22 protein-coding genes and 1 pseudogene are annotated in these 24809 nt (G+C 53.7%); 14 read left to right on the top strand and 9 right to left on the bottom strand.

Features of this window, described 5'->3' with window-relative positions; translation table 11 throughout:
- The first annotated feature begins 13 nt into the window (after positions 1-13).
- On the top strand, positions 14-874 hold the full coding sequence (locus NSQ80_RS18095) for an MBL fold metallo-hydrolase (RefSeq protein WP_009226502.1): 861 nt from the start codon (positions 14-16) through the stop codon (positions 872-874).
- A 250-nt stretch (positions 875-1124) separates the two neighbouring features.
- A protein-coding gene (locus NSQ80_RS18090) for an IS3 family transposase (protein ID WP_157274695.1) occupies positions 1125-2245 on the top strand; the annotation gives its coding sequence in 2 pieces (ribosomal slippage) (positions 1125-1374 and positions 1374-2245; 1122 coding nt in all).
- A gap of 543 nt (positions 2246-2788) precedes the next feature.
- On the opposite strand, the gene NSQ80_RS18085 is transcribed toward NSQ80_RS18090, so the two are convergent.
- On the bottom strand, positions 2789-3748 hold the full coding sequence (locus NSQ80_RS18085) for a YafY family protein (protein ID WP_339300243.1): 960 nt from the start codon (positions 3746-3748) through the stop codon (positions 2789-2791).
- A 135-nt stretch (positions 3749-3883) separates the two neighbouring features.
- Here NSQ80_RS18085 and NSQ80_RS18080 point away from each other — a divergent pair, with 135 nt between their 5' ends.
- Entirely contained in the window at positions 3884-4768 is an 885-nt protein-coding gene (locus tag NSQ80_RS18080; protein WP_260071615.1) for an SDR family oxidoreductase, read from the top strand.
- A gap of 91 nt (positions 4769-4859) precedes the next feature.
- Here NSQ80_RS18080 and NSQ80_RS18075 read toward each other — a convergent pair whose 3' ends face one another.
- Positions 4860-7208, bottom strand: coding sequence for a beta-galactosidase (locus tag NSQ80_RS18075; RefSeq protein WP_339300241.1), 2349 nt, complete (start codon positions 7206-7208; stop codon positions 4860-4862).
- A gap of 102 nt (positions 7209-7310) precedes the next feature.
- On the opposite strand from NSQ80_RS18075, the gene NSQ80_RS18070 reads away from it, so the two are divergent.
- Positions 7311-7748: an AraC family ligand binding domain-containing protein gene (locus NSQ80_RS18070; protein ID WP_339300239.1), complete on the top strand. Its 438-nt coding sequence runs from the start codon at positions 7311-7313 to the stop codon at positions 7746-7748.
- An 80-nt stretch (positions 7749-7828) separates the two neighbouring features.
- On the opposite strand, the gene NSQ80_RS18065 is transcribed toward NSQ80_RS18070, so the two are convergent.
- On the bottom strand, positions 7829-8269 hold the full coding sequence (locus NSQ80_RS18065) for a DUF2500 domain-containing protein (protein ID WP_036646319.1): 441 nt from the start codon (positions 8267-8269) through the stop codon (positions 7829-7831).
- Between the two features lie 469 nt (positions 8270-8738).
- Here NSQ80_RS18065 and hflX point away from each other — a divergent pair, with 469 nt between their 5' ends.
- From hflX to NSQ80_RS18045, 4 genes and pseudogenes are all read left to right on the top strand, one after another.
- A complete protein-coding gene (hflX, locus tag NSQ80_RS18060) occupies positions 8739-10019 on the top strand; it encodes a GTPase HflX (RefSeq protein ID WP_339302187.1) in 1281 nt (426 codons plus the stop codon).
- Positions 10020-10114: 95 nt separating this feature from the next.
- Positions 10115-10585 (top strand): GNAT family N-acetyltransferase, encoded by a 471-nt coding sequence (locus tag NSQ80_RS18055; protein ID WP_009226496.1) that lies wholly within the window; start codon positions 10115-10117, stop codon positions 10583-10585.
- A 131-nt stretch (positions 10586-10716) separates the two neighbouring features.
- Positions 10717-11516: pseudogene (locus tag NSQ80_RS18050) on the top strand (IS1182 family transposase); the annotation flags it as partial.
- 178 nt (positions 11517-11694) lie between these two features.
- Positions 11695-12942, top strand: a complete 1248-nt coding sequence (locus NSQ80_RS18045; protein WP_198524797.1) for a transposase — start codon at positions 11695-11697, stop codon at positions 12940-12942.
- 875 nt (positions 12943-13817) lie between these two features.
- Here the strand turns inward: NSQ80_RS18045 and NSQ80_RS18040 are convergent.
- The 3 genes from NSQ80_RS18040 to NSQ80_RS18030 all read right to left on the bottom strand — a co-directional run bounded on the left by NSQ80_RS18040 (position 13818) and on the right by NSQ80_RS18030 (position 17658).
- A complete protein-coding gene (locus tag NSQ80_RS18040; RefSeq protein ID WP_339300237.1) occupies positions 13818-14936 on the bottom strand; it encodes an IS110 family transposase in 1119 nt (372 codons plus the stop codon).
- Between the two features lie 422 nt (positions 14937-15358).
- Positions 15359-16975, bottom strand: a complete 1617-nt coding sequence (locus NSQ80_RS18035; RefSeq protein WP_339300235.1) for an ATP-binding protein — start codon at positions 16973-16975, stop codon at positions 15359-15361.
- The gene (locus NSQ80_RS18030; protein ID WP_260071930.1) at positions 16972-17658 is read right to left on the bottom strand and encodes a response regulator transcription factor; all 687 of its coding nucleotides are present in this window, start codon (positions 17656-17658) and stop codon (positions 16972-16974) included. The genes NSQ80_RS18035 and NSQ80_RS18030 overlap by 4 nt, the downstream gene beginning before the upstream one ends.
- A gap of 296 nt (positions 17659-17954) precedes the next feature.
- Here NSQ80_RS18030 and NSQ80_RS18025 point away from each other — a divergent pair, with 296 nt between their 5' ends.
- Positions 17955-18887 (top strand): manganese-dependent inorganic pyrophosphatase, encoded by a 933-nt coding sequence (locus NSQ80_RS18025; protein WP_260071929.1) that lies wholly within the window; start codon positions 17955-17957, stop codon positions 18885-18887.
- Positions 18888-18985: 98 nt separating this feature from the next.
- On the opposite strand, the gene NSQ80_RS18020 is transcribed toward NSQ80_RS18025, so the two are convergent.
- Together NSQ80_RS18020 and NSQ80_RS18015 are read right to left on the bottom strand one after the other, a co-directional pair.
- Positions 18986-19288 carry a hypothetical protein gene (locus tag NSQ80_RS18020; protein WP_339300233.1) on the bottom strand — a complete coding sequence of 101 codons (303 nt, stop codon included), beginning with the start codon at positions 19286-19288 and terminating at the stop codon, positions 18986-18988.
- A 21-nt stretch (positions 19289-19309) separates the two neighbouring features.
- Positions 19310-19927, bottom strand: a complete 618-nt coding sequence (locus NSQ80_RS18015; protein ID WP_339300232.1) for a TetR/AcrR family transcriptional regulator — start codon at positions 19925-19927, stop codon at positions 19310-19312.
- Between the two features lie 390 nt (positions 19928-20317).
- Between NSQ80_RS18015 and NSQ80_RS18010 the strand changes: the two genes are divergently transcribed.
- Positions 20318-21712 carry an amino acid permease gene (locus NSQ80_RS18010; protein ID WP_339300230.1) on the top strand — a complete coding sequence of 465 codons (1395 nt, stop codon included), beginning with the start codon at positions 20318-20320 and terminating at the stop codon, positions 21710-21712.
- 16 nt (positions 21713-21728) lie between these two features.
- On the opposite strand, the gene NSQ80_RS18005 is transcribed toward NSQ80_RS18010, so the two are convergent.
- A complete protein-coding gene (locus NSQ80_RS18005) occupies positions 21729-22361 on the bottom strand; it encodes a LysE family transporter (protein WP_009226877.1) in 633 nt (210 codons plus the stop codon).
- Positions 22362-22531: 170 nt separating this feature from the next.
- On the opposite strand from NSQ80_RS18005, the gene NSQ80_RS18000 reads away from it, so the two are divergent.
- The 4 genes from NSQ80_RS18000 to NSQ80_RS17985 all read left to right on the top strand — a co-directional run bounded on the left by NSQ80_RS18000 (position 22532) and on the right by NSQ80_RS17985 (position 24804).
- A complete protein-coding gene (locus NSQ80_RS18000; protein WP_009226876.1) occupies positions 22532-23311 on the top strand; it encodes an MBL fold metallo-hydrolase in 780 nt (259 codons plus the stop codon).
- Positions 23289-23855, top strand: a complete 567-nt coding sequence (locus tag NSQ80_RS17995; protein ID WP_009226875.1) for a TetR/AcrR family transcriptional regulator — start codon at positions 23289-23291, stop codon at positions 23853-23855. The genes NSQ80_RS18000 and NSQ80_RS17995 overlap by 23 nt, the downstream gene beginning before the upstream one ends.
- Positions 23856-23998: 143 nt before the next feature.
- Positions 23999-24265 (top strand): YqkE family protein, encoded by a 267-nt coding sequence (locus tag NSQ80_RS17990; RefSeq protein ID WP_009226874.1) that lies wholly within the window; start codon positions 23999-24001, stop codon positions 24263-24265.
- A 176-nt stretch (positions 24266-24441) separates the two neighbouring features.
- Positions 24442-24804, top strand: coding sequence for a hypothetical protein (locus NSQ80_RS17985; protein WP_009226873.1), 363 nt, complete (start codon positions 24442-24444; stop codon positions 24802-24804).
- Positions 24805-24809: the final 5 nt, after the last annotated feature.

Genomic DNA, 24809 nt, shown 5'->3' with positions numbered 1-24809 from the left:
GTGCCCCTATCTAATGACTCAAAATCAGCGAACAGGCGCCGCATTGATCCGCGAGATCGCCCGGACGAAAGCCCCCTACGGAACCTTGGCGATTTGGTATCTTGGCCAGGAAAGCGTCATCGTTAAAGGGGATGGGATCACGATTTACGTAGATCCCTATCTCTCGGGCGATCTGGACGACGGCGATTGGCGGCGCACATTTCCTGCGCCCATTGCACCGGAAGAGATTGAAGGCGTTCAGCTATGCCTGATTACGCATGAACACGATGACCATATGGATGCGCGGACGCTGCCGTGGCTGCATCGCAGCAGTCCGGAGGCGCCGATCCTCGCACCGGCGTGCTGCAAGCCGGCATTGCAGGAGATGGGCCTACCGGACTCCCTGCTCATCACCGCAGACGACCGTAAGCCGATGGAATTCTTCTCCAAGCTGCGAGTAACGCCAATTGCGGCGGCCCATGAGCAGTTGGAACGGGATGCGGACGGCTGCCCCCGGTACGTCGGGTACGTTTTGGAGCTTAACGGCGTGACGCTTTATCATGCCGGGGATACGTTGGTTTTTCCGGAATTGATCAAGCGAGTTGGTGAGCTGAAACCGGACATCGCCCTGCTGCCGATCAACGGGCGGGATTACTTCCGCCAGCGGCGCGGAATCGTTGGGAACATGGATTACCGGGAAGCGGCACACTTCGCCCAGGAAATCGGCGTGGATACAGTGATCCCGCTGCATTATGACCTGTTCGCGGTAAATGCAGAGAAGCCGGGGCACTTCGTGGATTATGTGTATGAACATTTTCCCGAGCAGAAAGTCCACGTGATGGCCAGAGCCGAGCGCTTCCTCTACGTATCGCCGCGCGCATTCCTGCTGGACTAACCGTGAAAAAATAGCCGGCCAGAAGTTGATTGTTCTGGCCGGCTATTTTTTATAAGCAGGTGGTTGAGGGAGGGGAGTCTTTCTGGGGGGGACTTTCACACATTATCCCTTTCGTTCAGGGTGCCTCTGTGAGGCGCTTTTGCATCATTATCCCTTTCGTTCAGAAGGTATGGATCGGCTACACTTAGTTGGACAATAAAAATAAGGGCTTGTAGAATAGACCTATCATGTTAAGGAGCGGATCTCAACAATGCCTAAACAACCACGACGCACGTTTACAACCGAGTTCAAAAAGCAAATGGTGCAGCTCTATGAAAACGGGAAATCCCGCGCAGCGATTGTGGAGGAATATGACCTCACTGCGTCTGCTTTAGACCGCTGGATCAAGCAAGCCCAGACCACAGGCTCCTTCAAGGAGAAGGACAATCGCTCTTTCGAAGAAAATGAACTCATCACTTTACGTAAAGAGATTCAACGACTTAAGATGGAGAACGATATTTTAAAGCAAGCCGCGCTGATCATGGGACGAAAGTAGCTATCATCCAGAACAACCGTGATAAATACTCGGTATCAGCAATGTGCGACGTCCTACAAATTGCAAAGAGTACGTTCTACTATGAAGCAAAGGAACGAGCGAAGGAAGATGAACTAACAGAAACGATTGTGGAGATCTTCCACAAGAACCGCAAAGCCTACGGCACGCGCAAGATTAAAGCCAAGCTAAAGGAACAAGGAATAGTTGTATCTAGACGTCGCATTGGCCGCATTATGAAGGAGCAGGGGTTGGTCTCCACCTACACGATCGCTCAGTATAAGCCCCACAAAGCGGCCTCCAATGAAGCAAAGACGGCAAATGTGCTGGCTCGTGAGTTTGAGCAGACAGAAGCAAAGCGCTTCGTCGTTAGCGATCTAACGTATGTAAAGGTTCAAAACAAGTGGCATTACATTTGTGTGCTGATCGACTTGTTCAATCGAGAAATCATCGGGCATAGTGCGGGCCCAAACAAGGATGCGGCTCTGATTTCCCGTGCCTTCTCTACCGTACAAGGTGATCTGCGTCAAATCCAGTGGTTTCATACGGACCGCGGTAGTGAGTTTAAAAACGAAAAGATGGACGAGCTATTGGAGACCTTTAAAATCGGTCGATCTCTCAGCATGAAAGGCTGTCCCTATGACAATGCCGTGGCTGAAGCTACCTATAAAATTATGAAAACGGAGTTCATTAACCAGATGAGCTTCCACAGCCTTCTTCATCTAGAGGTGGAACTGTACGATTACATCAACTGGTTCAACAAGCATCGGATTCACGGAACACTGGGATACCTGACACCTGTTCAGTATCGTCAAGAAGCCCTTAATAAAGTTGTCTGATTTACTGTTGACAATCCAGTAAGCAGGTGGCGTGGGGCGGAAGGCGTGTCCGAATAAGGGAACGGGAAATCAGGGACAAGTCCGAGACTGGATCCCGAACTATTCCCGAACCATCCAAAAAGCAATTTGAACCAACCCCGAGTCAATCCCGAATCACCTTTAATCATTCCCAAATCAATCCTGAATTTGCTCTGATTCAATCTCAATCGTTCCCAACCATTCTCGGATCAATTCCCAGCATTTCCGAATCAATTCGCATCAATTCTGCACGAATTCCGAATCCACCACGAACCACTCTCAACCCATCCTGAACTACACGAAAATCCGGCCCTCCCCCTGCTTTTCGTTCTCTTGAGTGGATCTGTTTCCATGCGCTCTGATCAAAGGGGATAATCCTGCAAAGCGTCCGGGCAGAGAGAGGGGAGCTAGTCGAACATCTGTCCCTTCCCCACCCTTTCCTTCCCGAGAGGATCTGTTTCCCCGCGACCTGATCAAAGGGGATAATCCTGCAAAAGCGTCCGGACAAAGAGGGGGTCACCTAGCCTAGTGTTCATACAACGTGAGTATCGCCTGAGCTTCGGATTTCACTCGTTCTCGCAGCTCTTGCGGCTCCAGCACTTCTACATCCCGGCCGTTCCTTAGGATCACGCCGCATGCCCAGTCCAGTGTCTGGAGGTCGATCTCCGCCAGAATCTGGCCCTGGTTGTCCGGTCCTTCCGTATGAAGCACTTTGATGAATCGCTCCCTGCGGAGTTGGCTCAGCCCGGTTTCGTTCGTCCGTATCCGCGCGAGATAGCGGGGCAGTTCCGATTTGAAGCGAGCGGTCGATTGCTCCCAATACGCCGCCAGGTCAAACCCATCTGGCCGTACGAATGTCTCCTCTAACAGGGAGGCTTCCTCCAGCCGGGAAATGCGGAACGTGCGAAGCTCCCTGTCCGGCTCCTGCTCGGCCGCTACGTACCATACGTTGCGTTTGGCGATGAGCCCCAGGGGATGGATGATCCGCTCGGTGACATCGTCTTCCTTGCGGTAGCGGATGCGCAGCTTCCGCTGGGTCCATACCGCCTGCTGCACGGCGGCCAGCCAAGGGAAAGCCTCCTCCGAGGCGTGCCATCCGGCCCCGTCGATATGGAGGCGCTCGCGGATCATCTCGGCGTCCTGCCGAATTGGGGCGGGGGCAGCGGCTAGTAGCTTCTGATAAGCAGCCTGAAAATCCCCCTGTATCCCCAGATCCTTCAAAAGCTCGTTATGGTTCGTCAGCAGCAGCGAGACGATTTCCTCCGGCCGCATGCCGGTCAGGTTCGTCCGATAGCTGTCCGCCAGCACCCAACCGCCGCGGGAGCCGCGCTCCGCGTACACGGGGATGCCCGCCGCGCTCAACGCCTCGATGTCCCGGACGATCGTCCGCTCCGACACCTCCAGCAGCTCTGCCAGCTGGCGCGAGCTCATTTTTCCCCGGTTCTGCAGCAAGAGCAGCAGATTTAGCAAACGATCCGCACGCACAATAACTCCCCCTCCCGCCTCTTTAGATTCGTGGAATGATTATACCATGGATATAAGACAATAGATGTCATATATACTTTGATATTCTACAAAGGTACGTGCGAAGTTCAATCTGGAAAGGAAGCGAATGAAACCATGGATAAGAAACCTTTAGCGGGAAAAGTGGCCGTCGTTGCCGGAGCAACACGTGGAGCAGGCCGGGGAATCGCTGTTATGTTGGGGGCTGCTGGGGCGACAGTGTATTGCACCGGACGGAGCGTCCGGGGAGAAGCATCGGACATCGGCCGAACGGAGACGATTGACGAGACGGCCGAAATGGTAACCGCTCGCGGCGGAATCGGGATCGCCGTCCGCACGGATCATACGGTGCCGGAGCAGGTCAAGGCTTTGTTTGAACGTGTGGACAAGGAACAGAACGGACGCCTGGACATTTTGGTGAATGACATTTGGGGCGGCGAGAACCTCACCCATTGGAACAGTCCGTTCTGGGAGCAGCCGTTGGCCGATGGGTTACTGATGCAGGAGCGGGCCGTTCGTACCCATCTCATTACGAGCTATTACGGGGTACCGATGATGATCAAACGGAAGGAAGGCCTGGTCATCGAAATTACCGACGGATCGACCTATAACTATCGAGGGAACCTGTACTACAGTCTGGCCAAAATCTCACCGATCCACCTGGCCGCAGCCATGGCCGAGGAACTGAAGGCGCACAATGTGACGGCATTGGCGGTGACTCCTGGATTTTTGCGTTCCGAGCAGATGCTGGACTATTTTGGCGTTCAGGAAGCGAATTGGCGAGATGCCATCAAGAAGGAACCGTTATACGCGGAATCCGAAACGCCGTATTTTGTGGGGCAAGCAGTGGCGGCTCTGGCCGCAGACCCGAACGTCCACGCCAAAACCGGCCGAGCGCTGACCAGCTGGGACCTGTCCGACGAATACGGGTTCATCGACATCGACGGACGTAAGCCGCATTGGGGCAATTTTGCACGCGAGCGGGGATTACCGGTGAACTGAGCATAGGAACGACGTGTCCGGATTCCCTATCGCCTATCTAAAAAAGCGCGAGGGCATGAGAAACTCCTCCTGCACCCGCGCTTTTTGACTTTTACTTGCCTTGCGGCCATAAACGTGCGGAATAATGGGGGATGACCTGAATGTCGTGGATTTTGGCGATCTCCACCCCTTCAAATCGCTCCACGTAGGCCTGGTTCACGAAGCTATGCACCGTGCCTCGGCGAAGCGGTGTAATCGAGAGGTGCAGCGGATGGTTCTCCAGCTCGTGCCGCACTTGTTTTAACCCGATTTCCCAATGCTGTCCGTAATGGATATGATCCGTCAACATCCGGTCACCGAGGTAAGCGGCGGCCACATCGCCGTCGTACTCGATACGCAGCCAGACGTCCGATACGGATTCCGGCCAGTCAGCAGGGACATCCACCAGTACAGAGCGATCCGATGGAGAGTTGAGAGTCAGCTCGGGCGAATAAGCGGCAAAATCAAGGGTATACGTTTGGAACACACTTCCGTCAGGTTCTGCCGCAGTTTGCAGCACCCCCGCACTGCTCCGCAATTCAGCCGATGGGACAGGTGCTGGATAGAGGGATAAGGTCACTTGGTTTTGTCCCGGCGAAGTGCAGATAAGCTGCCCGTCCTTTATCGCCAAATGGCTCGTGCTGATGACCAGCCTATCGTGGCCCCACAGCCCGTCGAAACGATAAGTTAGTAACGCCTCATCTCGGGTTAAGGTGACGAGACGAACGACCCTGCCTTCGGCTGTCTTCACTCGGATCTGATGTTGGCGGCCGGTCGCTGGGCGAACGATCCAGTTCGCCTCGTCTTCTTTAACGGCACCATGGCTCCCATCCCCTCCTACTTCAGATACCGAGGATTTGCGGATCACGATCTCGGGTTCCATTCCGTCATGGGCAAAAAACACCAGCAACGTTTCGTCCTCTGCTTCCAGCCGGGTTAATAGCTGCACGGTGGCGCTCACAATAAACAATCCGTCCAGCTCTAAGTTGAACGGCAGGATCGCGGCAAGCCTGCTCTGAAGCGTGAACTCGCCAGTTTGAGGGAAGAACGCCTTCCCCTGTGGCGTATCCAGCTCGATTCGTAGCCGGCGATCCGGCAGGTCGACATGATCCTGGAAATTGTTCAGGAACACAAATCCGGAGCCGTCTTTTTGCCGGACGCACCAACGTACGCTGTGGGTATCTTCAGGTGCGATATGCTCCTGACCTGCGGGCAGCACGGTCCCCATCGGAGCCAGAAGGTGACCAAAAGCTTGCAGAAACAACGAGATCGTACGGATGCGGTCATACGAATCACCAACCCGTCCAAACTCGCCTAGGGGCGATTGGTAATCGTAAGTGATCTTCGGCAAACCGGATTCGTTTAAGAACGTCTTGCGGCCGACGGGATTGGAACCGCCGTGGTACATGTAATAACCCAGGAGATTGCTGCCGCTGCCCATTTTCACTAACGTCATCGCTTCGATGCTCTCCGCCGGCACGTAGGGCCGGGCCTTGTAGCTGACCTGCATGCCGCCGGCCATTTCGCAATAAGCTACCGGATACTCCAGGCTGTCGTAATTCACCGGCTCGGCGGGCATAACGTGCAGATCCTGGAACAGGAACTCGCGGCTTGGCGGTTGGTTTGGGATCCACGGCGTATAAGCGTATCCAGCCAGCATGGGTAACGTGCCCTCCTCAGGTACTGCGGCTCCCCCCCAAGCAGTAGCGGTAAAAAACAGCGGACGAATGCCAACCTCCTCGGCAATCCGGTGCAATTCGTCCAAATGCGCGGAGCCGTCAGTACCGGCGGTTACGTATTGACCGGAGCTGTATCCCCAGGCGTCCAGCGGTGCGCCAGCGTGCATATACTCGTTCTCCAGTTGCACGGCGATCACCGGGCCGCCTTCCTGATAATAGGTACCTTGAATTTGCCGGGCGATCTCCCGGTACAAACGTCGGGCCAGCGACAAATAACGATCATCATTGGAGCGCACCTCCAGCGGATAACGGAACACCCAATCGGGGATGCCGCCGTTGCGGACCTCACCGTGGCAAAACGGGCCGATCCGTAAAATCAGCGGCAGCTCATGCTTGGCGCAGAGATCAATGAAATGCCGCAGATTGCGGTTGCCGCTCCAATCGAAGACGCCCTCCTCCTCTTCGTGGAAATTCCAAAACACGTAGGTCGCAACAAGATGAACGCCGCCGGCTTTCATTTTCAGCAGCTCTTCCTCCCAATGCAAATAAGAGAAGCGGGAAAAATGAAACTCGCCAACGACCGGAATCACAGGTTCGCCGTTGCGGGTCATATAGAAGTTGGTAAATCCAAACGATTCTCCTTTCGGATTGCTTCCTGCGTGCAGGGCTAGTTTGCCGGGACGGATCGTTTTGTTGGCTTGGCCGATTTCAAGTCTTAGGACTGCAGCTGTGTTATTGGTCATAGAGAGAACAGCCTCCTAAAGGATTTAAAATCCGATGGATCGTGTTGGATCTGGATGTTGATGTATACATCGGTTATATTCATTTTAGATGTTTATTGCTGGTTGAAGGAAGAGAGGATATGGCTAAAAACGACGGATTATGCTATCAACGAGGAGCGTCCCTACGGCATTCTAATTGCGGGGCATTATACGGAAACCGCGGGGTATTCCATTCACCGGCCGCCCGATCCTGTAGGTTGGCTGTTGATGTATACGCTGACCGGCGAAGGACAAGTTCAAGTTGCCGGTGAAGCGATGCCTTGCCGGCCTGGGGACGTTGTGATCCTGCTGCCCGGTTTGCCTCACCAGTATGGTACGGCGGGAGCTGGGTGGGAGTTTATTGGGGTTCATTTTATCCCGGATCCTTTTTTTCGGCCGTGGTTGAACCTTCCGCAGCAATCCCAAGGGTTCGTTCGTTTACATGTGGATGGCCGCCCTGGATCCCAGAATCGACGATGTCGTCGGGTATTTGCGGGAGTCGTACCGCGAGCGGGCCTTTAAACCGAAAAAAGTGTCCAGCAATCAAAGAAGGTGTCCCAAGATCATCCTTGGAACACCTTGTTTTTTTGGCCTGGAGGCCATTAATATGTACCACCGTTTGGACGCTGCGACACATCGCGCTCAAACGCCACAATCCAATCACCCTGGACAGCGGCATATCCGACATCGCCCTCGGCGACAAGGCCGTACAGATTTTTGACATCCAAATATTCCTGACGGCTGCCGTTATCAAACTCCAACGTAATGTAATAGTACGTCCGAGAAGACGAGCTGTGCATCGTGTTATTTTCGCCTATGTGACTGGAGCTGTGCTGCACGTCCATCCGTTTCGAGATGATTCGCGCATATCTCGTTTCCCGCGGGGAGCGGGCGTTCTTGGCGTAACGGACCCCACTGGATATCATCAACACGATGAAAATAACAAAAAAGATGACCATAAATACGGGGATGATGGTAAACATGATATCGCCGCCTCCCCCAAAGCCGCCTCCGCCAAACGGAGAGGGATCGAATCCTCCCATGGGTTCCGCCTCCTTTGTTCTGACTTACAACGCAAGTTTGACTGGTTGCTGTCTATGTTCTTCCTTTATATACGTGAAAATGCAAATATTGTTTCGTCCTCCTAAAAAATCTGGCTGCTCGATAACGCGTGGATTGTGAACGCATACGAATTGTGATAAACTGGAATCACTATAAAAAGAACGGAGGGTTCCCCGTGTTGTACATTAAATTCCGTTTCACCACTTTGTGCGTATAATTGAATACTGCCAAAGGCTCTGCACCTGTGCAGAGCGAACGGGATAGGTGTACTATGATAAAGGGGACCAATTGGAACTTTAGAATAGAATATGCCTGATTTGGCCGGGAACGCGAACGGGGACGGTGATCTTCTGTTCGTGGATTTCGGGCTGTTTGAGGGACCGTTTGCGTAAACACAGGTGTAGTGCCTGTGTTTATTTTTTCCTATAAAGGAGGAACTCGGTTATGACCATGACGGAACAACAACAGTTAGAGCAAAAAGCCATCTTGGTTGGCGTGAATTTAAATCATCAGTCGGATTTCGACTATTCGATGGAAGAACTAGCGAATTTGGCGGAGGCCTGCGACATTGAAGTCGTGGGCGTGCTTACGCAAAACCTGCCTAAGGTCACTCCGTCGCACTATATCGGTACAGGCAAAATTGCCGAGGTGCGGGCGCTCTTGGAGGCGCACGACGGCAATCTCGTGATTTTTAATGATGAGTTATCCCCGTCGCAGCTGCGAAATCTGGAGTCCGATCTGGAGTGTAAAGTGATTGACCGGACGCTGCTGATTCTGGATATTTTTGCGGAACGGGCGAAAACCCGCGAGGCCCAGCTCCAAGTTGAGGTGGCCCGGCTGAAGTATATGCTGCCGCGGCTCATCGGGCTGCGGGAATCGCTGGGGCGCCAAAGCGGCGGGGTCGGCACGAAGAACCGCGGTGCGGGGGAGACGAGACTGGAGCTTGATCGCCGGCGGATTGAGGAGAAGATCACCGCGCTCAGCCGTGAACTGGAGACGCTGGTGGCCCATCGCCAAACCCAACGCAAACAGCGCAAGAAGAACGATGTGCCTGTCGTATCGCTCGTTGGCTATACCAATGCCGGGAAGTCGACGATCATGAACGCGCTGCTCGAAACATATACCCCCGGAATGGAGAAGCAGGTGCTGGAGAAGGATATGCTGTTCGCCACGCTGGAGACGTCCGTTCGCAATATCCCGCTGGAGGATAACAAGTCGTTTTTGCTGACGGATACGGTGGGCTTCGTGAGCCGGCTGCCGCATCACCTGGTCAAGGCGTTTCGATCCACATTGGAGGAGGTTGCTGAGGCGGATCTTTTGATCCATGTCGTTGATTATTCCAACCCGGAATTCGCGCGGATGATCGAGATCACGCACCAAACGTTGAAGGAAATTGGCATCACCGACATCCCGATGATCTATGCCTACAACAAGTCCGATCGGACGGATCAAGCATTCCCAAGTGTGCAGGGAGATATCATTTACTTGGCCGCTAAGCCGCGCATCGGTATTGCCGAGCTGGTGAATGAAATCCGCCGGCGGATTTTCAAGGACTACGTGAAGTGCACGATGTTGATTCCGTACGATAAAGGGTCCCTCGTTTCTTACTTGAATGAGCAGGCCAACGTGCTCGAGACGAGTTATGAGGAAGAGGGAACAAAGCTCGTTCTGGAGTGTAAGCAAAGCGATTACGGAAGATATAAGGAGTATGTGCTCGAAGGTGCGGAGTGACAGGAAAATATTTTCGCTTATCGGTTGTCGGATGGGAAGGGAAGACGTATAATAGCCCTCAAAACACGTCTTTCTAACAAAGGAGAGCGATAAGCATGTCCGATATGTTAGTGAAATTATACGATCTTCCCCCCTTCGAATCGGCCCAGCAGTACGAAGCCCGGACCGGGATCACCATTCGCCGTGCCATCGGCCCGGAGAAGCATGTTGTCGCGAAATGGGTAGGCGAGCATTTCAATGAGCACTGGGTAAGCGAATGTGAAGTAGCTCTTGCCCGTTCGCCAGTTTCCTGTATTATCGCCATTGAAAACGGAAAGCTGCTAGGATTCGCCTGCTATGATGCCACGATGAAAGGGTTCTTCGGACCCACCGGCGTTGATGAGAAGGAGCGGGGCCGGGGGATCGGCAAACAGCTGCTGCTGCATACGCTCGACCTGATGCGGATGGACGGTTACGGATATGCGGTAATCGGCGGCGCGGGCCCGAAAGATTTCTACGCCAAGGCGACCGGCGCGATCGTGATTGAGGGCTCGGAGCCCGGAATATACAAAGGGATGCTGCGATAGGGCAGCATCCCTCAGCCTGTTGAAAAACCTTCAACAGGCTGTTTTTCTATGCATATTCTTCACAAAATTACCGCGTTAATGTGGTATAATATAGCTGTACTATAAATAAACGGTAAATAGGCGGTGTTCATATGCTTCGTTCCAATCCCAACGTTCAAAATCAATATGAATTTGTTTGTATAGAGGATCTTGTCCTCCCTAATCACCCACTTCGGAAAATCCAAAAGCACATCGACTTCTCTTTTATTCTCGAACTGGTCCGCCCATATTACTGTGAAGACAACGGTAGACCTTCTGCTGATCCAATCATGCTCTTCAAAATGCTCTTAATCGGCTACCTGTTTGGTATTCGTTCGGAGCGCCAACTAGAGATTGAAGTTCACTCCAACGTTGCTTACCGTTGGTTTCTGGGTCTCGGGCTTACTGACCGCGTTCCAGATCACAGCACACTCAGCTATTTCCGTGAGCGTCTTCGCCAAGGAGATGTGCTACAGAAAATCTTTGACGAAGTGGTCATGCTAGCCATCAAGCATCGCCTTGTAGCTGGACGCGTACTCGTTACAGACTCCACTCATCTCAAAGCCAATGCCAATAAGCGAAAGTTTATCAAGGAACAAGTAACGCAAAGCACGAAAGCCTATGTAAATGAGCTGGACGAAGCGATCCAGGCAGATCGCGAGGCCAACGGAAAAAAGCTCTAAAGCTACGGAAGGAGGTGAACGAGCAAAAAGAGATTAAAGTGAGCACGACAGATCCGGAAAGTGGTTATATGGTTCGAGATGGCAAACCGGAAGGTTTCTTCTACCTGGATCATCGAACGGTAGATCATAAGTACAACATCATTACCGACGTGCATATCACGCCTGGCAACGTCCATGACTCTGTCCCCTATATCGATCGACTGGAGCATATCGTTAAAAAGTTTGGATTCGAAAAAACACTTAAAAATAAAAGCCCCAAAAAAACGGGGCTTAATCAACATTCTGAGGGATGCTGCGATAGGGCAGCATCCCTTTTTGAACATTATAGAATTTATAAATTTTGGGGTGGAAGCAGGTCTTCCGCCTTATTTCTGTTTTTGGTAAGGTTAGGATATGGAGACGAACATTTTGAAACGAATCTTCTTTGATGAGCGAGGGCACTGGGATCGGTTTGTGGCAAAACATGGTGGCAAGCTGCGTGCCAATGTGCGGAAAGAAGTAGAGAAGTTCCGTCGATGCGGGGATCCCAGAAACGGTTTTAAGCTGATGGTATGTGAAGGATGTCATGACCTACGGCTCGTTCCGTATCGTTGTAAAGGAAGATTCTGTACGACCTGTTCATGCGGAGAAACAGAGGAATGGGCACGTCTCCTGGAACAAGATGTATTCCAAGTCAACCACCGCCATGTCGTCTTCACGATCGACGAAGGATTACGGGAAATCTTTCTGCTCCATCGGGCAAAATTACTCAAAGAATTTATGGATGAAGCGGTACGCTTAGTCAAAGAACATTTTGAGAAGAAACATAAGGTAACTCCCGGAATCGTAGCCGGGTTGCATACGTTTGGGGCACGGCTTAACTTCAATCCTCATGTACATATGCTTGTAACGATGGGAGGAATGAAGAAGACCGGCGAGTGGAAAACATACGATTTTATTCCGTTCGAGATGCTGCGTAAGCAATGGCAGACGGTTGTTTTGAAGCTGATTCGTCGAAAGTTAAGTGAACAAGAGAAAAAGCAAGTGCAGTCCCGTTTGCAAAAAGCTTACTGCGAGAACGGAGAAGGCTTTTATGTGCATGCTCCGAAACAGAAAGGGAACGTCAAGCAGCAACTCGGGTATATCGGGCGATACATGAGAAGACCAGCGATAGCGGTTAGCCGGATCGAAGCGTATGACGGAGAAAAGGTGACATTTCGTTACCGGGATAAGAATGACGGGGAAGAGAAGACCGAGACGATTTCGGTAGAAGAATTTATGGGTAGACTTGTGCGGCATATTCCGGATGAAAACTTCAAAACGATCCGTTACTACGGGGTTTATTCGCGGCGGATCAAGAGCCTGTGCAAGAAGTTAGTCAGTGAGTGGCAAAAAGCCGCGAGAAGATGGATTGTCAAGGCAAAGCGGATATTAAAACGCAGAACGTGGAGTGAACGGATCAAGGAGCAGACGGGGAAGCCGCCATGTTGCCCAAAATGCGAAAGTTATTACGAATACAAGGGAGAAGCCTGCCTTGAGGATGGGAAGTTGAAGGTGAAGTACGCGGTGTGCTCCACCTCAAAGGCATGTCTGGAGAGGATGATTCGGGATGTCGCCGGTGTCAAAGAAACGAAAGGTAGCGAAGAAAAAGAAAAAGCCGCAAAGCGGGCTGCATAGCAAAGCGAAAGTAACCTACATCTGTCTTCAATGTCATACAACAGAAGAGATTCCGCTGAATGTCGTTCGGAATTTCGATGCGATGGATGATGGAGATCCAACCGTACCTCCGCAATTCAGCTGCGAAGAATGTGGAGGAGGCATGTACCCGGAATATTACGAGGGAATTCATGGTTACGAGTACAGGATTAGCGATGTAAGAAAATAGCCGGGTATAAGTTTTTCTCCCACACCCGGCCATTTTACACGTATGAACTCAGTTGAACGAACTTAAAAGGACGCCGCCAGGCGTTTTTCTTATAATGTAACGGACTCCAATGACGTTATTGGTGTCAACAACACGTTTACTCTAGGCTAACGGACACAGATGACGTTATTTTGCTCTTTTTCGCTGTCATTCCCATATTGGGAGCTTAATAACGGCTATTGAGTCCGTTACAAAGGGAAATATCCGGGAAATAAGCAAATAACGTCATTACGGTCCGTTGCTATGAACGTTTTTGTCAAGCCCTCGGTTTTAACTCTGCCTGAGCACGTGGCGCGAGAGCAAAAATGCGAGCGACGGTCGGCACGCTGCTATCCGTGGGTTGGTTACCACATGTTATGCCTTCGTCAGGGAGAGCCCTTGCAAGCTAGAAACGCACGTTCAGTTTCTTTCAAAACTTAGTGCAAACGGACAACGCAAATTCTCTCCCGAACCTTCGTTTGCTCCCGGGCCTCGTGCTCCGGCGTGAGCTTGTCAAGCGTCTTCTTTGACAAGCGGTTTGGTTCAAATCAACACTTTTCCGAGTCCTCATCGGAGATGAGGAACGCCTCACGGCGAGTGTGGGGGTGCAGGGGGCAACGTCCCCTGCGTCCTTCATCGTCCAAAGGCGTTAGGAGGCTGCTGGCTGCTCCACGGTTCGAGCAACCGCCCATATGAACCCAATCAGTTCCCGGGCCACCGCACCGACGGCCACATTCTTGTGTTTGTTCTTTCCAAACACAAGATGACGGTATTTGTAATGCAATCTTTCTTGCGCCTTCCAGGACAACAGTTGTACGTCGGCGGGCATGCCATCTAATCGCTTGGCGAGATCCCCTTTTACGGCAGGACGGTGACGGTAACTCCAAGCGGACTCCACCAAAGTCCGTCGCAAGCGGCCATTTCCGGCTTTGGTCATGCTGCCGCGTCGAGTACTTAGGCCCGTGGAATACTCACGAGGGACCAGTCCCAAGTACGCCATCAGTTGGGCCGGGGAGCGAAAACGCGCAAAGGTTCCAATTTCAGCCGCAAGGGTGATGGCTGTGAGCAATCCAATCCCTCGTAAGGACTGAAGAACTTGGATCAGAGAAGCCTTGGAACCGGTCGCAGCTTGCTCAACGAGTGCTTTTTCTAGGCGTCCCATGCGCTGCTCGATCTCATCCAAAGCATGAAGCATTTCGCTGAATGCCACGTGCATGGACTCATACGGGAACGTAAGCTGCCCTAACCAGACGCGGTACTTCTTGGTCCAGCGACGTTTGATTGTGGCTGGCCGTTCAATCTGGTGACGAAGCAGGAACTTCAAGATCCGCTGACGAGCCCGGTGGGCATCTTCCTTGGCAGCTTCCCGGGCGCGAACCAATTCCCGCAGCGCCTCATCTTCCCGTTCCGGTACATAAACGGGAGTGAGCTCACCTGCACGATACAAACGCGCGAGTTGCTCCGCATCCCGTCGATCTGTTTTTACGTGGTCGCCGGAGCGTTTGGGAATCAGCGATGGAGCAATAACGGCACAGTGGGCCCCCATGGAGGTGATCCAGCGATAGGTTTCGTAACCCGTGGGTCCTGCCTCGTAGCAAAACGATAGCGTTTCGGCCGGTCCCAGCTCTTTGATAAGCTTGCGTAACGCTGCCGGTGTGTGGGGAATGCTCCCGTAATAGCGTGGAGCTTCCCCGCTCACATCTGCAATTGCAACCGAAATTTTTTCTTTGGATACATCTAAACCGACGAATTTTGTGGTAGACTGCATAGTATCAGCTCTCCTTTGCTATGTAGCTCTGAAATGGTTTGGTTTATACTACACTATCCATTTTAACCTACGAGATGTAGCAATTTGGAGGGCTGTCTTTTGTTTACGTTCATCTTAGCTAGCCGCAGGCTGGCGGGCGAATGTGTGGCCGACTGATGTATGGCTAGCGGGCGAATGCTTGGCCGACCGTTGGGTGGCCGGTTAGCGAATGTGCGGCCGGTATATGAGTGCCATCGTATGCTTAGCCGGGCATATGCTTCGTCGGTGCATGCTTAGCGTGCGTTGCCCGGTTGCTCTCTATGCCTGGCTGGCGCACGCCTTGGCCGGTCTATACTTGGCTCAGCGTATGCTCAGCCGACGTATGCTCAGCCAGCGTATGCTCAGCCAGCGTATGCTCAGCCAGCATATGCACCGCTGGCCCTTTATATCGCCGGCAGCGTCACCCTGAAGGTTGCGCCTTGGCCTGGCTCACTGTGAACCTCGATCGTGCCGCCATGCGCTTCAACGATCGCTTGCGAGATGGACAGGCCCAGCCCGGCTCCGCCTTGTTTGCGCGTGCGGGAGGCGTCGATGCGGTAAAACCGCTCGAACACATGCGGCAAATGCTCGGGGGCAATGCCGGGCCCGTTATCCCGCACATCCAGTTCAGCCTGACGGGGGTGAGCCGACAAGCGCACCGCGATGGTCCCTTGCTGCGGGTCGGTATGCTGAACGGCGTTGTGGAACAGGTTCAACACCACTTGCTTGATTTTGTCCCGGTCGCACATCGCGGTTAGCCCTGGCTGCAGGTCGAACAGGACCTCGCGCTCCCCGGCCAGCATCCGCAGATGCGGCTCCATCTCCGCGATCACTTTATCCAAGCGTACCTGGGTGCGCTGGACGACTGGCGTGCGGTCGAGCTTGGCGAGCGTCAGCAAATCCTCGACCAGCTTCTTCATCCGCTGCGCTTCGCCCAGCATGCTGTTCAGCGCGGTATGCAGCTGCTCCGGCCGGTTGGCGGCTCCCCGCAGCAGCACCTCCAGGAAGCCGTGGATCGAGGTCAGCGGTGTCCGCAGCTCGTGGGAAGCGTCCGCGACGAACCGGCGCATCTGCTCCTTCGCTTCACGCTCGGCCTCAAACGATTCCTCGAGCCGCTCCAGCATTCCATTAAAGGAAGCGCCCAGCCGATCAATTTCCGATTGTCCGGATGCCGCCGTGAACCGGTTGCTGAGATTCCCGGCATTGGTATCCTCTACGATGCGCACCATTTGATTAAGCGGCGTTAACGCCTGGCGCAAAATCGGCAGATACAGCGCCAGTCCGCCGGCCAATGCCAGAAGTGAGAGGCCGACAAACGTCAGCAGCTGACGCATCACGACTTCGCGTAACGGTGCGGTATAAGTGCCCATTTGGACGAGCCAGGCACGTTCGCCTTGTTCTCCGGGCAACCCAACCAAACGAAAGACCACCAGCTGTTCCTTCCCGTCCTGATCCTCGATGACGCGGTAGCCTTCCGATCCCGGCTGACTCTCTTCGAACAATGCGGCGTATTCCGCATCGGACAGCTGAGGGGCAGGGGCGCCGGATTCAGCGTTCAGATCGATAAAATCATGATCGCTGTTGATGATGGCGAGCGAGGCGCCGGGGATAAACAACTGCGGAGGACGACCATCAGTTCCTTCTCCGCCGATGCCCCCGCCGCCAGACGCGCTCCCGTTCATCCCGGCCTCAGCCCCGACTCCAGCGCCATCCCCCCCCGGCTTCGGGGGTCCCCAGTGTTCGATCGGCTGGCCTGCCTTCATAAAGACATCCCGAAGCGGGCCGCGCATTTGGGATACCATGGTTTCGGCTTGGTTTTTGTATAGGAAGTCTTTCATGATGACGTACTGAAATACGCCAATCAGAATTAATAGAGCGGCTAACAGAAAAAGGGATCTAGAGAGCAGCTGAAAGCGCAGTGAGCTTGGGGAGATCAGGCTGCGAAGTCCGCGGATCCATCGCTTCCCGGCGGCGGTAATCCCGCCAGTCCGTGCCCGGCTTCTGCCGGCAAGGCGCTTCATGGCAGATCTACGCGGTAGCCCGCACCGCGCAGCGTTCGGATTAACCGGTGCTCCCGGTCATTTAATTTTTCGCGCAGGGACCGGATATAGACCTCCACGATATTTTCCTCGCCCCCAAAGTCATAACCCCACACTTTATCCAAAATCGTCGTTTTGCTTAAGACGATGCCATGGTTCAGGATCAAATATTTCAGCAGCTCATATTCGGTGGGGGATAATTCCAACACCTGATCCAAATAGGCAATTTCCTTGCGGCGATCGTCCAGTCGGAAGGGGCCAATCACCACTTCACCAAACAGGGCCGGAAACTGATTGCGCAGGCGCGCACCGATCCGAGCGAGCAACTCCTCGAAGCTGAACGGCTTCACGACGTAATCGTCGGCGCCAATCGTCAGCCCCTTCACTCGATCTTCGACTTCGTCCTTGGCCGTCAGCATGATGATGGCTACGTTCTCGCCGTTCTTTCGCAGCAACCGGCACACTTCAAAGCCGTCCGTTCCCGGCATCATCACATCCAGCACGATCACATGCGGCTGAAATTCGGCGGCGATGGCGACAGCGGTCATACCGTCTCCGGCGGTGCGCACCTCAAATCCTTCATTTTGCAGACCCAGCTCAAGAAACTGCACGATATGCGGTTCATCATCCACCAGCAAGATTTTTGCCCCTTTAACTTGTTTCATTGAAAAATATCCCCCTTGCACCTATCCATGCGTGTCCATTCTGATGATTCTATTATGCGCGATGATGCTGAACATTTGCTGAATGCCGACTGAAGGCGGACTGAAGGCCCAACTGAGCGCCATTCCAAGCAAGAATAAGCTGAAGCATTAAACTTGATCGTACCCGGTTTGATAGGAGAAGTAAACTCACTGGATCACGTCCGGATAACGGACCAGGCTTGGACGAGAGTCTTGCTTGCCGCTCCGCTAATAAGCTATACTTTTGACATGAAGTCATGCTAAAGGGGAGTAATGAGATGGAAAAAGTATTGATTTTCGGTCATAAAAATCCCGACACGGACACGATTTGTTCGGCAATCGCTTACGCCGACCTGAAGTCCAAGCTGGGCTGGAACGTTGAGCCTGTACGCCTGGGCGATGTCAACGGGGAGACGGCGTTCGCATTGGAACGCTTTGGCTTCGAAGCGCCGCGTTTGGTTGAGACCGTGGCGAACGAAGCGAAAGAAGTCATTCTGGTCGACCATAACGAACGTCAACAAAGCGCTTCCGATATTGAGCAAGTGCGTGTTGTGGAAGTGATCGACCATCACCGGATCGCCAACTTCGAGACAAGCGGACCGCTGTACTACCGGGCTGAACCGGTTGGCTGCACCGCAACGATCCTGAATAAAATGTATAAAGAAAACGGCATCGCCGTCCCAGCCAACATCGCCGGCTTGATGCTGTCCGCAATCATTTCCGACTCGCTGCTCTTCAAATCGCCAACCTGCACTGAGCAAGACGTAGCTGCGGCACGGGAGCTGGCTGAAATCGCCGGCGTCAACGCGGAAGAGTACGGATTGGACATGCTGAAAGCAGGGGCCGACCTCAGCGATAAGACGATTGAGCAGTTGATTTCCCTGGACGCCAAAGAATTCGACATGGGCGGAGCTAAAGTTGAAATCGCCCAAGTGAACGCGGTGGACGTCAACGACGTCTTGTCCCGTCAAAGTGAAATTGAGGCAGCCCTGAACGGGATCATCGCCAACAAAGGACTGGACCTGTTCCTGTTTGTCGTGACCGACATCCTGAACAACGACTCCGTGGGCTTGGCGCTGGGTAAAGCAGCCGATGCCGTCGAGCAAGCCTACAACGTGAAGCTCGTTGACAACAAAGCCGTACTGAAAGGCGTTGTATCCCGCAAATCGCAAATCGTGCCGGTATTGACGGAAATCTTCAATAAACGTTAATTCTCCGGCATTTCGAGAGCCTTGCCTGTCCTGATATCTTAAAAAAGGCTGCTTGCCGGGGTGCAGTTCAAAATCCTGGCTAGCAGCCTTGATATCGTTTATAGGAGGTGAAACCGCTCCAATTGATCCCAGAGCCCTTCTTCCTGCAACACTTCCCGCTGCTTCGGCCCGATCAGGTCGAAATGAGGGAACGGAGAGCGTTGATGAATGTAACGGGCGGGAAGGCCATGGGCCTCGCACCAAGCTCGGAGTCGCTCCAAGTCGGAGCAACCCACTTTGGTGACGGTCTTGGCATCCGGAAACCGCGGGTCCAGCCAATAGTGGGTCAGAAAACCAATTTCTCCGCTAGCCACCTTTCGCTTCCATGCCTCCAATTCCTCTCGCGACACGCCAAAAGCCACAGCTTCCCACCTCCTTCAAATTTAGTTATGAATCCCTCTCCACAAAAAGCTAACGATCGCTTCGGCCGCCTGCTCCGCTGACGGAAGCAGCTTATTTTTGTCGGCGTATTGACGTTCTCCCACCCGCAGCATCGAAACGTACAGATGGGCGGCCAGGTTTGGGTCGCTGCAGACGATCTCTCCTTGCTTGGCAGCTTGGGCGAACCCTTCGCGAAGCGTTTCGTACAGATCGTTTTCGTGGCGGATCAAAGCTTCCTGCTGCTCACCGGACAAATGATGCTGGATGCTGCGGAACATCTCGTCCATGTGAACCTGGGGAATCCTTAAATAGTTAATGGTAATTTTCAGCAATCTTTCCCGAAATGTCCCGGGCTCCTCCAATAGCTGCCGGATGCGTCCATTCACCCGGGCGAGCGTCGTCGCGACAGAGGCCACGAACAAATCCTGTTTGGTTGGATAATAGTAATAAACGGTAGCTTTGGTGATCCCGCAATGCTCGGCAACCTGATTCATGGATACGGACTTATAGCCCTTTTCCATAAATAGAAGCGACGCAGAACGCAGGATCTGCTCGGACGTCGCCAGGGCGTCGGGCTGCTGGACGGGCCGTCCCAAGGCTTTTTTATGTGGCAGGGTCAACCGTGATCACCTCGAGCAACTTGTACTGAGCCCATATTATATCATATTTTCCGTTTGATAATTAACCTTCCGGTATATATAATTAATGATCAGAGTGATGTTTATCACCTCATGTTAGCAAACAAGAAAAGGGAGATGGAGACTTCAATGGACATGCTGCTTGGCAAAGCGGCCTTCTGGCCGTCCAAGAAGGGGCAGCTTGAACCAGAGCCGGTGAAAGGCGCAGGCCAATAATCGAAATATCTCTAATTAAAGCACTTGGAGTTCCGCCGGGGCAAGCGGGGCTTCGGGTGCTATTTTTTTGCAAGAAACAGATTACATATTTCCCGCTTGCCGGCCGCAGAATACTTGGATGCAGAACTGTTGAAATAAAACGAGGGAGACAAGAACATGGCCAAGGCGCAAAACGGAGAGGGGAGAAAAGGCGATCTACGCTGGTGGCAGCTCTCCTTGCTGGGGGTGGCATCAACCATCGGCACCGGGTATTTCCTTGGATCGGGGATCGGGATCCGCATGGCGGGGCCATCCATTCTGATCGCGTTCCTGCTGGCTGCGGCCGGGACTTATACGGTATTTGAGGTCTTAGCCCGCATGACCGCGGACCAGCCGGAGCAGGGCTCCTTCCGTTCCTATGCGAAGCGGGCCTTTGGGCGCTGGGCGGGCTTCGGCAGTGGCTGGGTGTATTGGAGCTCGGAGCTGCTGATCATGGGCAGCCAACTGACGGCATTATCGCTATTCTCGCGTTTTTGGTTCCCCGGCGTGCCGATGTGGATGTTTGCGATTGGATATGCCGTATTAGGGCTGGGCGTGATTTTGCTTGGCAATAAGGTGTTTGATTCGATGGAAAATGTGCTGTCGGTGATCAAAATCGCTGTCATCCTTATGTTCCTGGGGGTGGCCGCTGCCGCGCTGATGGGCTGGATTCAGGGAGGCGGCGGGAGAGCGCCGGAATTTCCGCAAACGGTCAAGTCCTTCTTTCCAACGGGAGGGATGGGCTTGTGGTCGGGATTTATTTTTGCGTTTTACGCCTTTGGCGGGATCGAGGTAATGGGCATAATGGCGATTCGGCTGCGTGATCCGAAGGAAGCTCCGAAATCCGGTACGATCATGCTGCTGTTGCTCTCGGTGGTGTACTTGCTGTCGATTGGGCTTGCCGTCACTTTGGTGGCCTGGAACACCTTCGACCCGAAACGCAGTCCATTCGTAACGGCCCTCGCCCAATATCCGCTGCCGTTTATCTCCCATGTGTTTAACGGCGTGCTGATCGTAGCCGGCTTCTCTACGATGGTCGCTTCCTTGTATGCGGTGACGACGATGCTGGTTACGCTCGCGAAGGACAAGGATGCGCCGCCGTTATTCGCACGGAAAGGCTGGCGGGAGCGGCCGTTGTTTGCCATTGGCCTCACTACCGCCGGACTTGCAGCTTCCGTGGTGATGTCCTTTGTCATGCCGGGGCGCATATACGAGTACATTACGACATCGGCCGGATTGCTGCTGCTTTATAACTGGTTTTTTATTCTGGTGACATCGGGTAAGCTGCTCAAGCTTAGCGGGTTTGGGCAAGTCAAACGGTGGGGCGGCATGGTGCTAATCGCGATCGCGGTGTCGGGGACTTTGTTCCATGACACGAGCCGGCCGGGATTCTGGGGAAGCCTGGCGTTTGTTGGCGTCATCGGGATCGTGACCTTCATTATGCAGCTGGTCGTCTGGAAGCCGAAGAAACAGGCCAAGCGGCGGGGCCGCCCAGCCAAATCGATGGTACTGCGTCCAAAACGGACGACGTGATCGAAGGGAGCTTGACTTACCATCGTTGCGCGAGCAGTAAAAAGGCTTGATATCCAAAATAAAGCCCAAACCCAATGAGGGACAGGCCGGACAATATCGATATCAGCATCAGGACCCGGTTCGTTAGCAGCTTGCGGAACACGCTGGCAAATCCGGCCATCGTGAAATCCCATACCAACAGTCCGACAATAATAGCGCTGCTGTTGATGATCAAGTCATGAGTCCGCATATGAGCTGCGGCTTGAGCTAATACCGAACCGTATATCCCCAGCCAGAATAAGATGGACAGCGGGTTGCTGACGGACATGAGAAATCCGGACAGGAGCGACTTCCGAAGCGGCTCGCTGCCTCTCATCCCCCCGTCGGGGATTTTGCCGGCTTGCTTCAGACTGTCGATGCCGATATAGGTGAGTACGAAGAACCCAAATAACCAGAGGAAGCTTTTCATAAACGGAGTGTTCAAGAAGTGCACCACCCCAAAATAAACGAGCAGCATGTACAGCAGGTCGGCGGATAGGGCGCCAAGGCCAACAAACCAGGCGTGCAGGAAGCCGCCGCGGATGCCTTTATCCAATTGGGCGGCGTTCACCGGGCCGATGGGGGCGGATAAAGATAAGCCAAGTAGCACATAGCTAAAAAAGCTGTTCATTGCTTAAACCTCCAAAAGTCAGAAATGATAACTTTGCTTGTACAGCATATTCAGGGAGGCACGCTTGTACGACTTCAAAAAATAGGAAGAAACCTCTTGCAAAACTAAAGGGTTTAGCTTAAATTAAAACTAAAGGTTTTAGTTTTTTGGGAGAGAGAGGCGATTTAGCGATGAGAATTACGGAATACGGGAAGTTAATCCAACTGTCTTTTTTACCCCGGTTTTTTCCGGTCAATTGTTATCTGGTCGAGGAAGAGGATGGCGTCACATTAATCGATGCAGCTTTGCCGTATAGCGCCAAAGGAATCTTGAAAGCTGTGGAAGAGATCGGTAAGCCGCTGACGCGGATCGTGCTGACTCATGTCCATGACGACCACGTTGGCGCGCTGGATGCCTTAAAAGCGCAGCTTCCTGAAGTTCCGGTCTACGTATCCGCCCGCGATGCGCGCTTGATGGAGGGCGACGTGTCGCTTGACCCGGGGGAGCCGACTTCGCCCATCCGCGGCGGGGTGCCGAAGAAGCTGGTGACCCGCGCCGACGTTACGTTTACCGATGGGGAGCGCATCGGTTCGCTGCTGGCCGTGGCGGCGCCGGGCCATACGCCGGGTTCCTTTGCGCTGCTTGATACGCGCAGCGGCGCACTGATCGCCGGCGATGCCTTCCAAACCCGTGCAGGCATTGCCGTGAGCGGCACCGTGCGCCCGCTGTTTCCGTTCCCGGCCCTTGCCACCTGGCATAAGGAAACCGCGCTCGCCAGCGCACGCAAGCTGGCCGGCCTGAACCCTTCGCTGCTGGCGGTAGGGCACGGGCCGGTGCTGAAGCAGCCGGCGGCAGCCATCGCCAAAGCGATTGCGGCGGCCGAGCGGGCATTAGGCAAGGCACCGGCTGCAAACGCGGCGGCCGTGACTCACCGGAAGGAGGATTCCCATGTCGCCGAGAATGGGAATTGACAGCACAGCGGTGCTGATGGCCGCTGTGGACGTTGCTAATGCGGAGGGGCTGGAGGCGGTGACGATTACTTCCATTGCCAAGAAGCTGGGCATCCGGCCGCCTTCCCTCTATAACCATGTCAGCGGTCTGGAGCAAATTCGGGTGGAATTGGCCAAATACGCGCTGGACCAGTTATATGAGCATATTTCCGCCGCTGTCGGTGATCGGGCAGGAGAGGCTGCGATCCGCGAGTTCGCTAACGCTTATCTCGAATTTGCTCATGCCTATCCCGGATTGTACGATGCGGCGCAAGCGGCGCCGGGGCCTGAACATCCTGCGCTGCAGGAAGCCGGCGGGCGCTTGGTGGATTTGATCCTGCGATACCTCGGCAGTTACCCGCTCACGGAGGAGCAAGCTTTGCATGCGGTTCGCGGGTTGCGGAGTTTGATTCACGGCTTTGCCTCGCTGGAATTGCGTGGAGCATTTGGTCTTCCGCTGGAGCTAAAGGACAGCCTGGCGTTTAATCTCGGCTTGTTCCTTCGCGGATTGGAGCAGGTTACGTAGTCACCTGGCGGTGAGATGGTTCTTCTGCCCAGCGTAAGAGGCGCTGTGAAGCGGGGCCGGCGATTCCGATTGACAATGATTTTTCGACTATGATACTTTAGGCTTGAACGAAGAGGAACGCAGGAAACCGAGGTGAAGCATCCGTGGGGAAGAAGAAAGGACGTTCCGTACCAAGCGCGCCAGCTAATGCGGCGGCAGACAAACCGGCCACGCTGAAGGATCTTCTTGGCCAGGATACGCTGGCGAAGCTGAAGGCGCAAGCTGAAGAACTGAAGAAGGAAGAGGAACGCCGCCAGGAGGAGGCCCGCATCCGCAAGGAGGAAGCGCGCCGGGCGGAGCAGAAACGGCTCGACAACGATTTCGAGCATCTGCTGAATACAAGTAATCTGGATTGGCACAAGTTTAAATAAAGCGTCACGGATGAAGTGGCGATGGATAGACGATAATGAACGGCCAGATGACAGCCATATGCCAGCAAAGAGATAGCCATAAGTTCGGCATAAGATTGGCCATAAGACAGCAACGGCAATGCGGCTCCTGAAAGCGGGAGCTTTTATTTTTGTGCATAGAGTTAAGGAGGTGACGGATGATGGAGAGTATCGGGGCGTGGGTCGTCTTTTTCTTGGTGATCGTGGCGCTGGGGTTGTTTAACCGGAGGTTCAAATATTCGGCCAAGGTTCGGGAATCCTATGAAGAGCTGACCTCGCTGGCGGAGCGGACCCGCAAAGGACGGACGACCAAGGCGGATCTGGCGCGGTGGGATGCCGCTTTGGCGAGGCTGGAGAAGTACCCAAGCGAATACAATAAGCTCGATCAGGAGATTGGCTTGCGCAAGGCGTATGTCCACTATTTGGAGCAGCATTATCCGGAAGACGAGCGGCTTCCGGAACTGCGTGAAGCGGCTGGGTTCCAGAAGAATTCCGTCTGGGGGATTAAAATCAAATCTTGATTTTG

Origin of the sequence: Paenibacillus sp. FSL K6-2441, assembly GCF_037964765.1 — a bacterium.
Taxonomy (GTDB): domain Bacteria; phylum Bacillota; class Bacilli; order Paenibacillales; family Paenibacillaceae; genus Fontibacillus; species Fontibacillus phoenicis.
The sequence above is the reverse complement of the archived record's forward strand: the minus strand, read 5'-3'. Positions and strand labels throughout refer to the sequence as shown.

Bases quoted from the DNA above. Each gene is read 5' to 3' on its own strand.
- NSQ80_RS18095 (WP_009226502.1), top strand. From the start codon at position 14: ATGACTCAAAATCAGCGAACAGGCGCCGCATTGATCCGCGAGATCGCC.
- NSQ80_RS18080 (WP_260071615.1), top strand. From the start codon at position 3,884: ATGGATAAGAAACCTTTAGCGGGAAAAGTGGCCGTCGTTGCCGGAGCA.
- NSQ80_RS18075 (WP_339300241.1), bottom strand. From the start codon at position 7,208: ATGACCAATAACACAGCTGCAGTCCTAAGACTTGAAATCGGCCAAGCC.
- NSQ80_RS18065 (WP_036646319.1), bottom strand. From the start codon at position 8,269: ATGGGAGGATTCGATCCCTCTCCGTTTGGCGGAGGCGGCTTTGGGGGA.
- hflX (WP_339302187.1), top strand. From the start codon at position 8,739: ATGACGGAACAACAACAGTTAGAGCAAAAAGCCATCTTGGTTGGCGTG.
- NSQ80_RS18055 (WP_009226496.1), top strand. From the start codon at position 10,115: ATGTCCGATATGTTAGTGAAATTATACGATCTTCCCCCCTTCGAATCG.
- NSQ80_RS18040 (WP_339300237.1), bottom strand. From the start codon at position 14,936: ATGCAGTCTACCACAAAATTCGTCGGTTTAGATGTATCCAAAGAAAAA.
- NSQ80_RS18035 (WP_339300235.1), bottom strand. From the start codon at position 16,975: ATGAAGCGCCTTGCCGGCAGAAGCCGGGCACGGACTGGCGGGATTACC.
- NSQ80_RS18030 (WP_260071930.1), bottom strand. From the start codon at position 17,658: ATGAAACAAGTTAAAGGGGCAAAAATCTTGCTGGTGGATGATGAACCG.
- NSQ80_RS18025 (WP_260071929.1), top strand. From the start codon at position 17,955: ATGGAAAAAGTATTGATTTTCGGTCATAAAAATCCCGACACGGACACG.
- NSQ80_RS18010 (WP_339300230.1), top strand. From the start codon at position 20,318: ATGGCCAAGGCGCAAAACGGAGAGGGGAGAAAAGGCGATCTACGCTGG.
- NSQ80_RS18005 (WP_009226877.1), bottom strand. From the start codon at position 22,361: ATGAACAGCTTTTTTAGCTATGTGCTACTTGGCTTATCTTTATCCGCC.
- NSQ80_RS18000 (WP_009226876.1), top strand. From the start codon at position 22,532: ATGAGAATTACGGAATACGGGAAGTTAATCCAACTGTCTTTTTTACCC.
- NSQ80_RS17995 (WP_009226875.1), top strand. From the start codon at position 23,289: ATGTCGCCGAGAATGGGAATTGACAGCACAGCGGTGCTGATGGCCGCT.
- NSQ80_RS17985 (WP_009226873.1), top strand. From the start codon at position 24,442: ATGATGGAGAGTATCGGGGCGTGGGTCGTCTTTTTCTTGGTGATCGTG.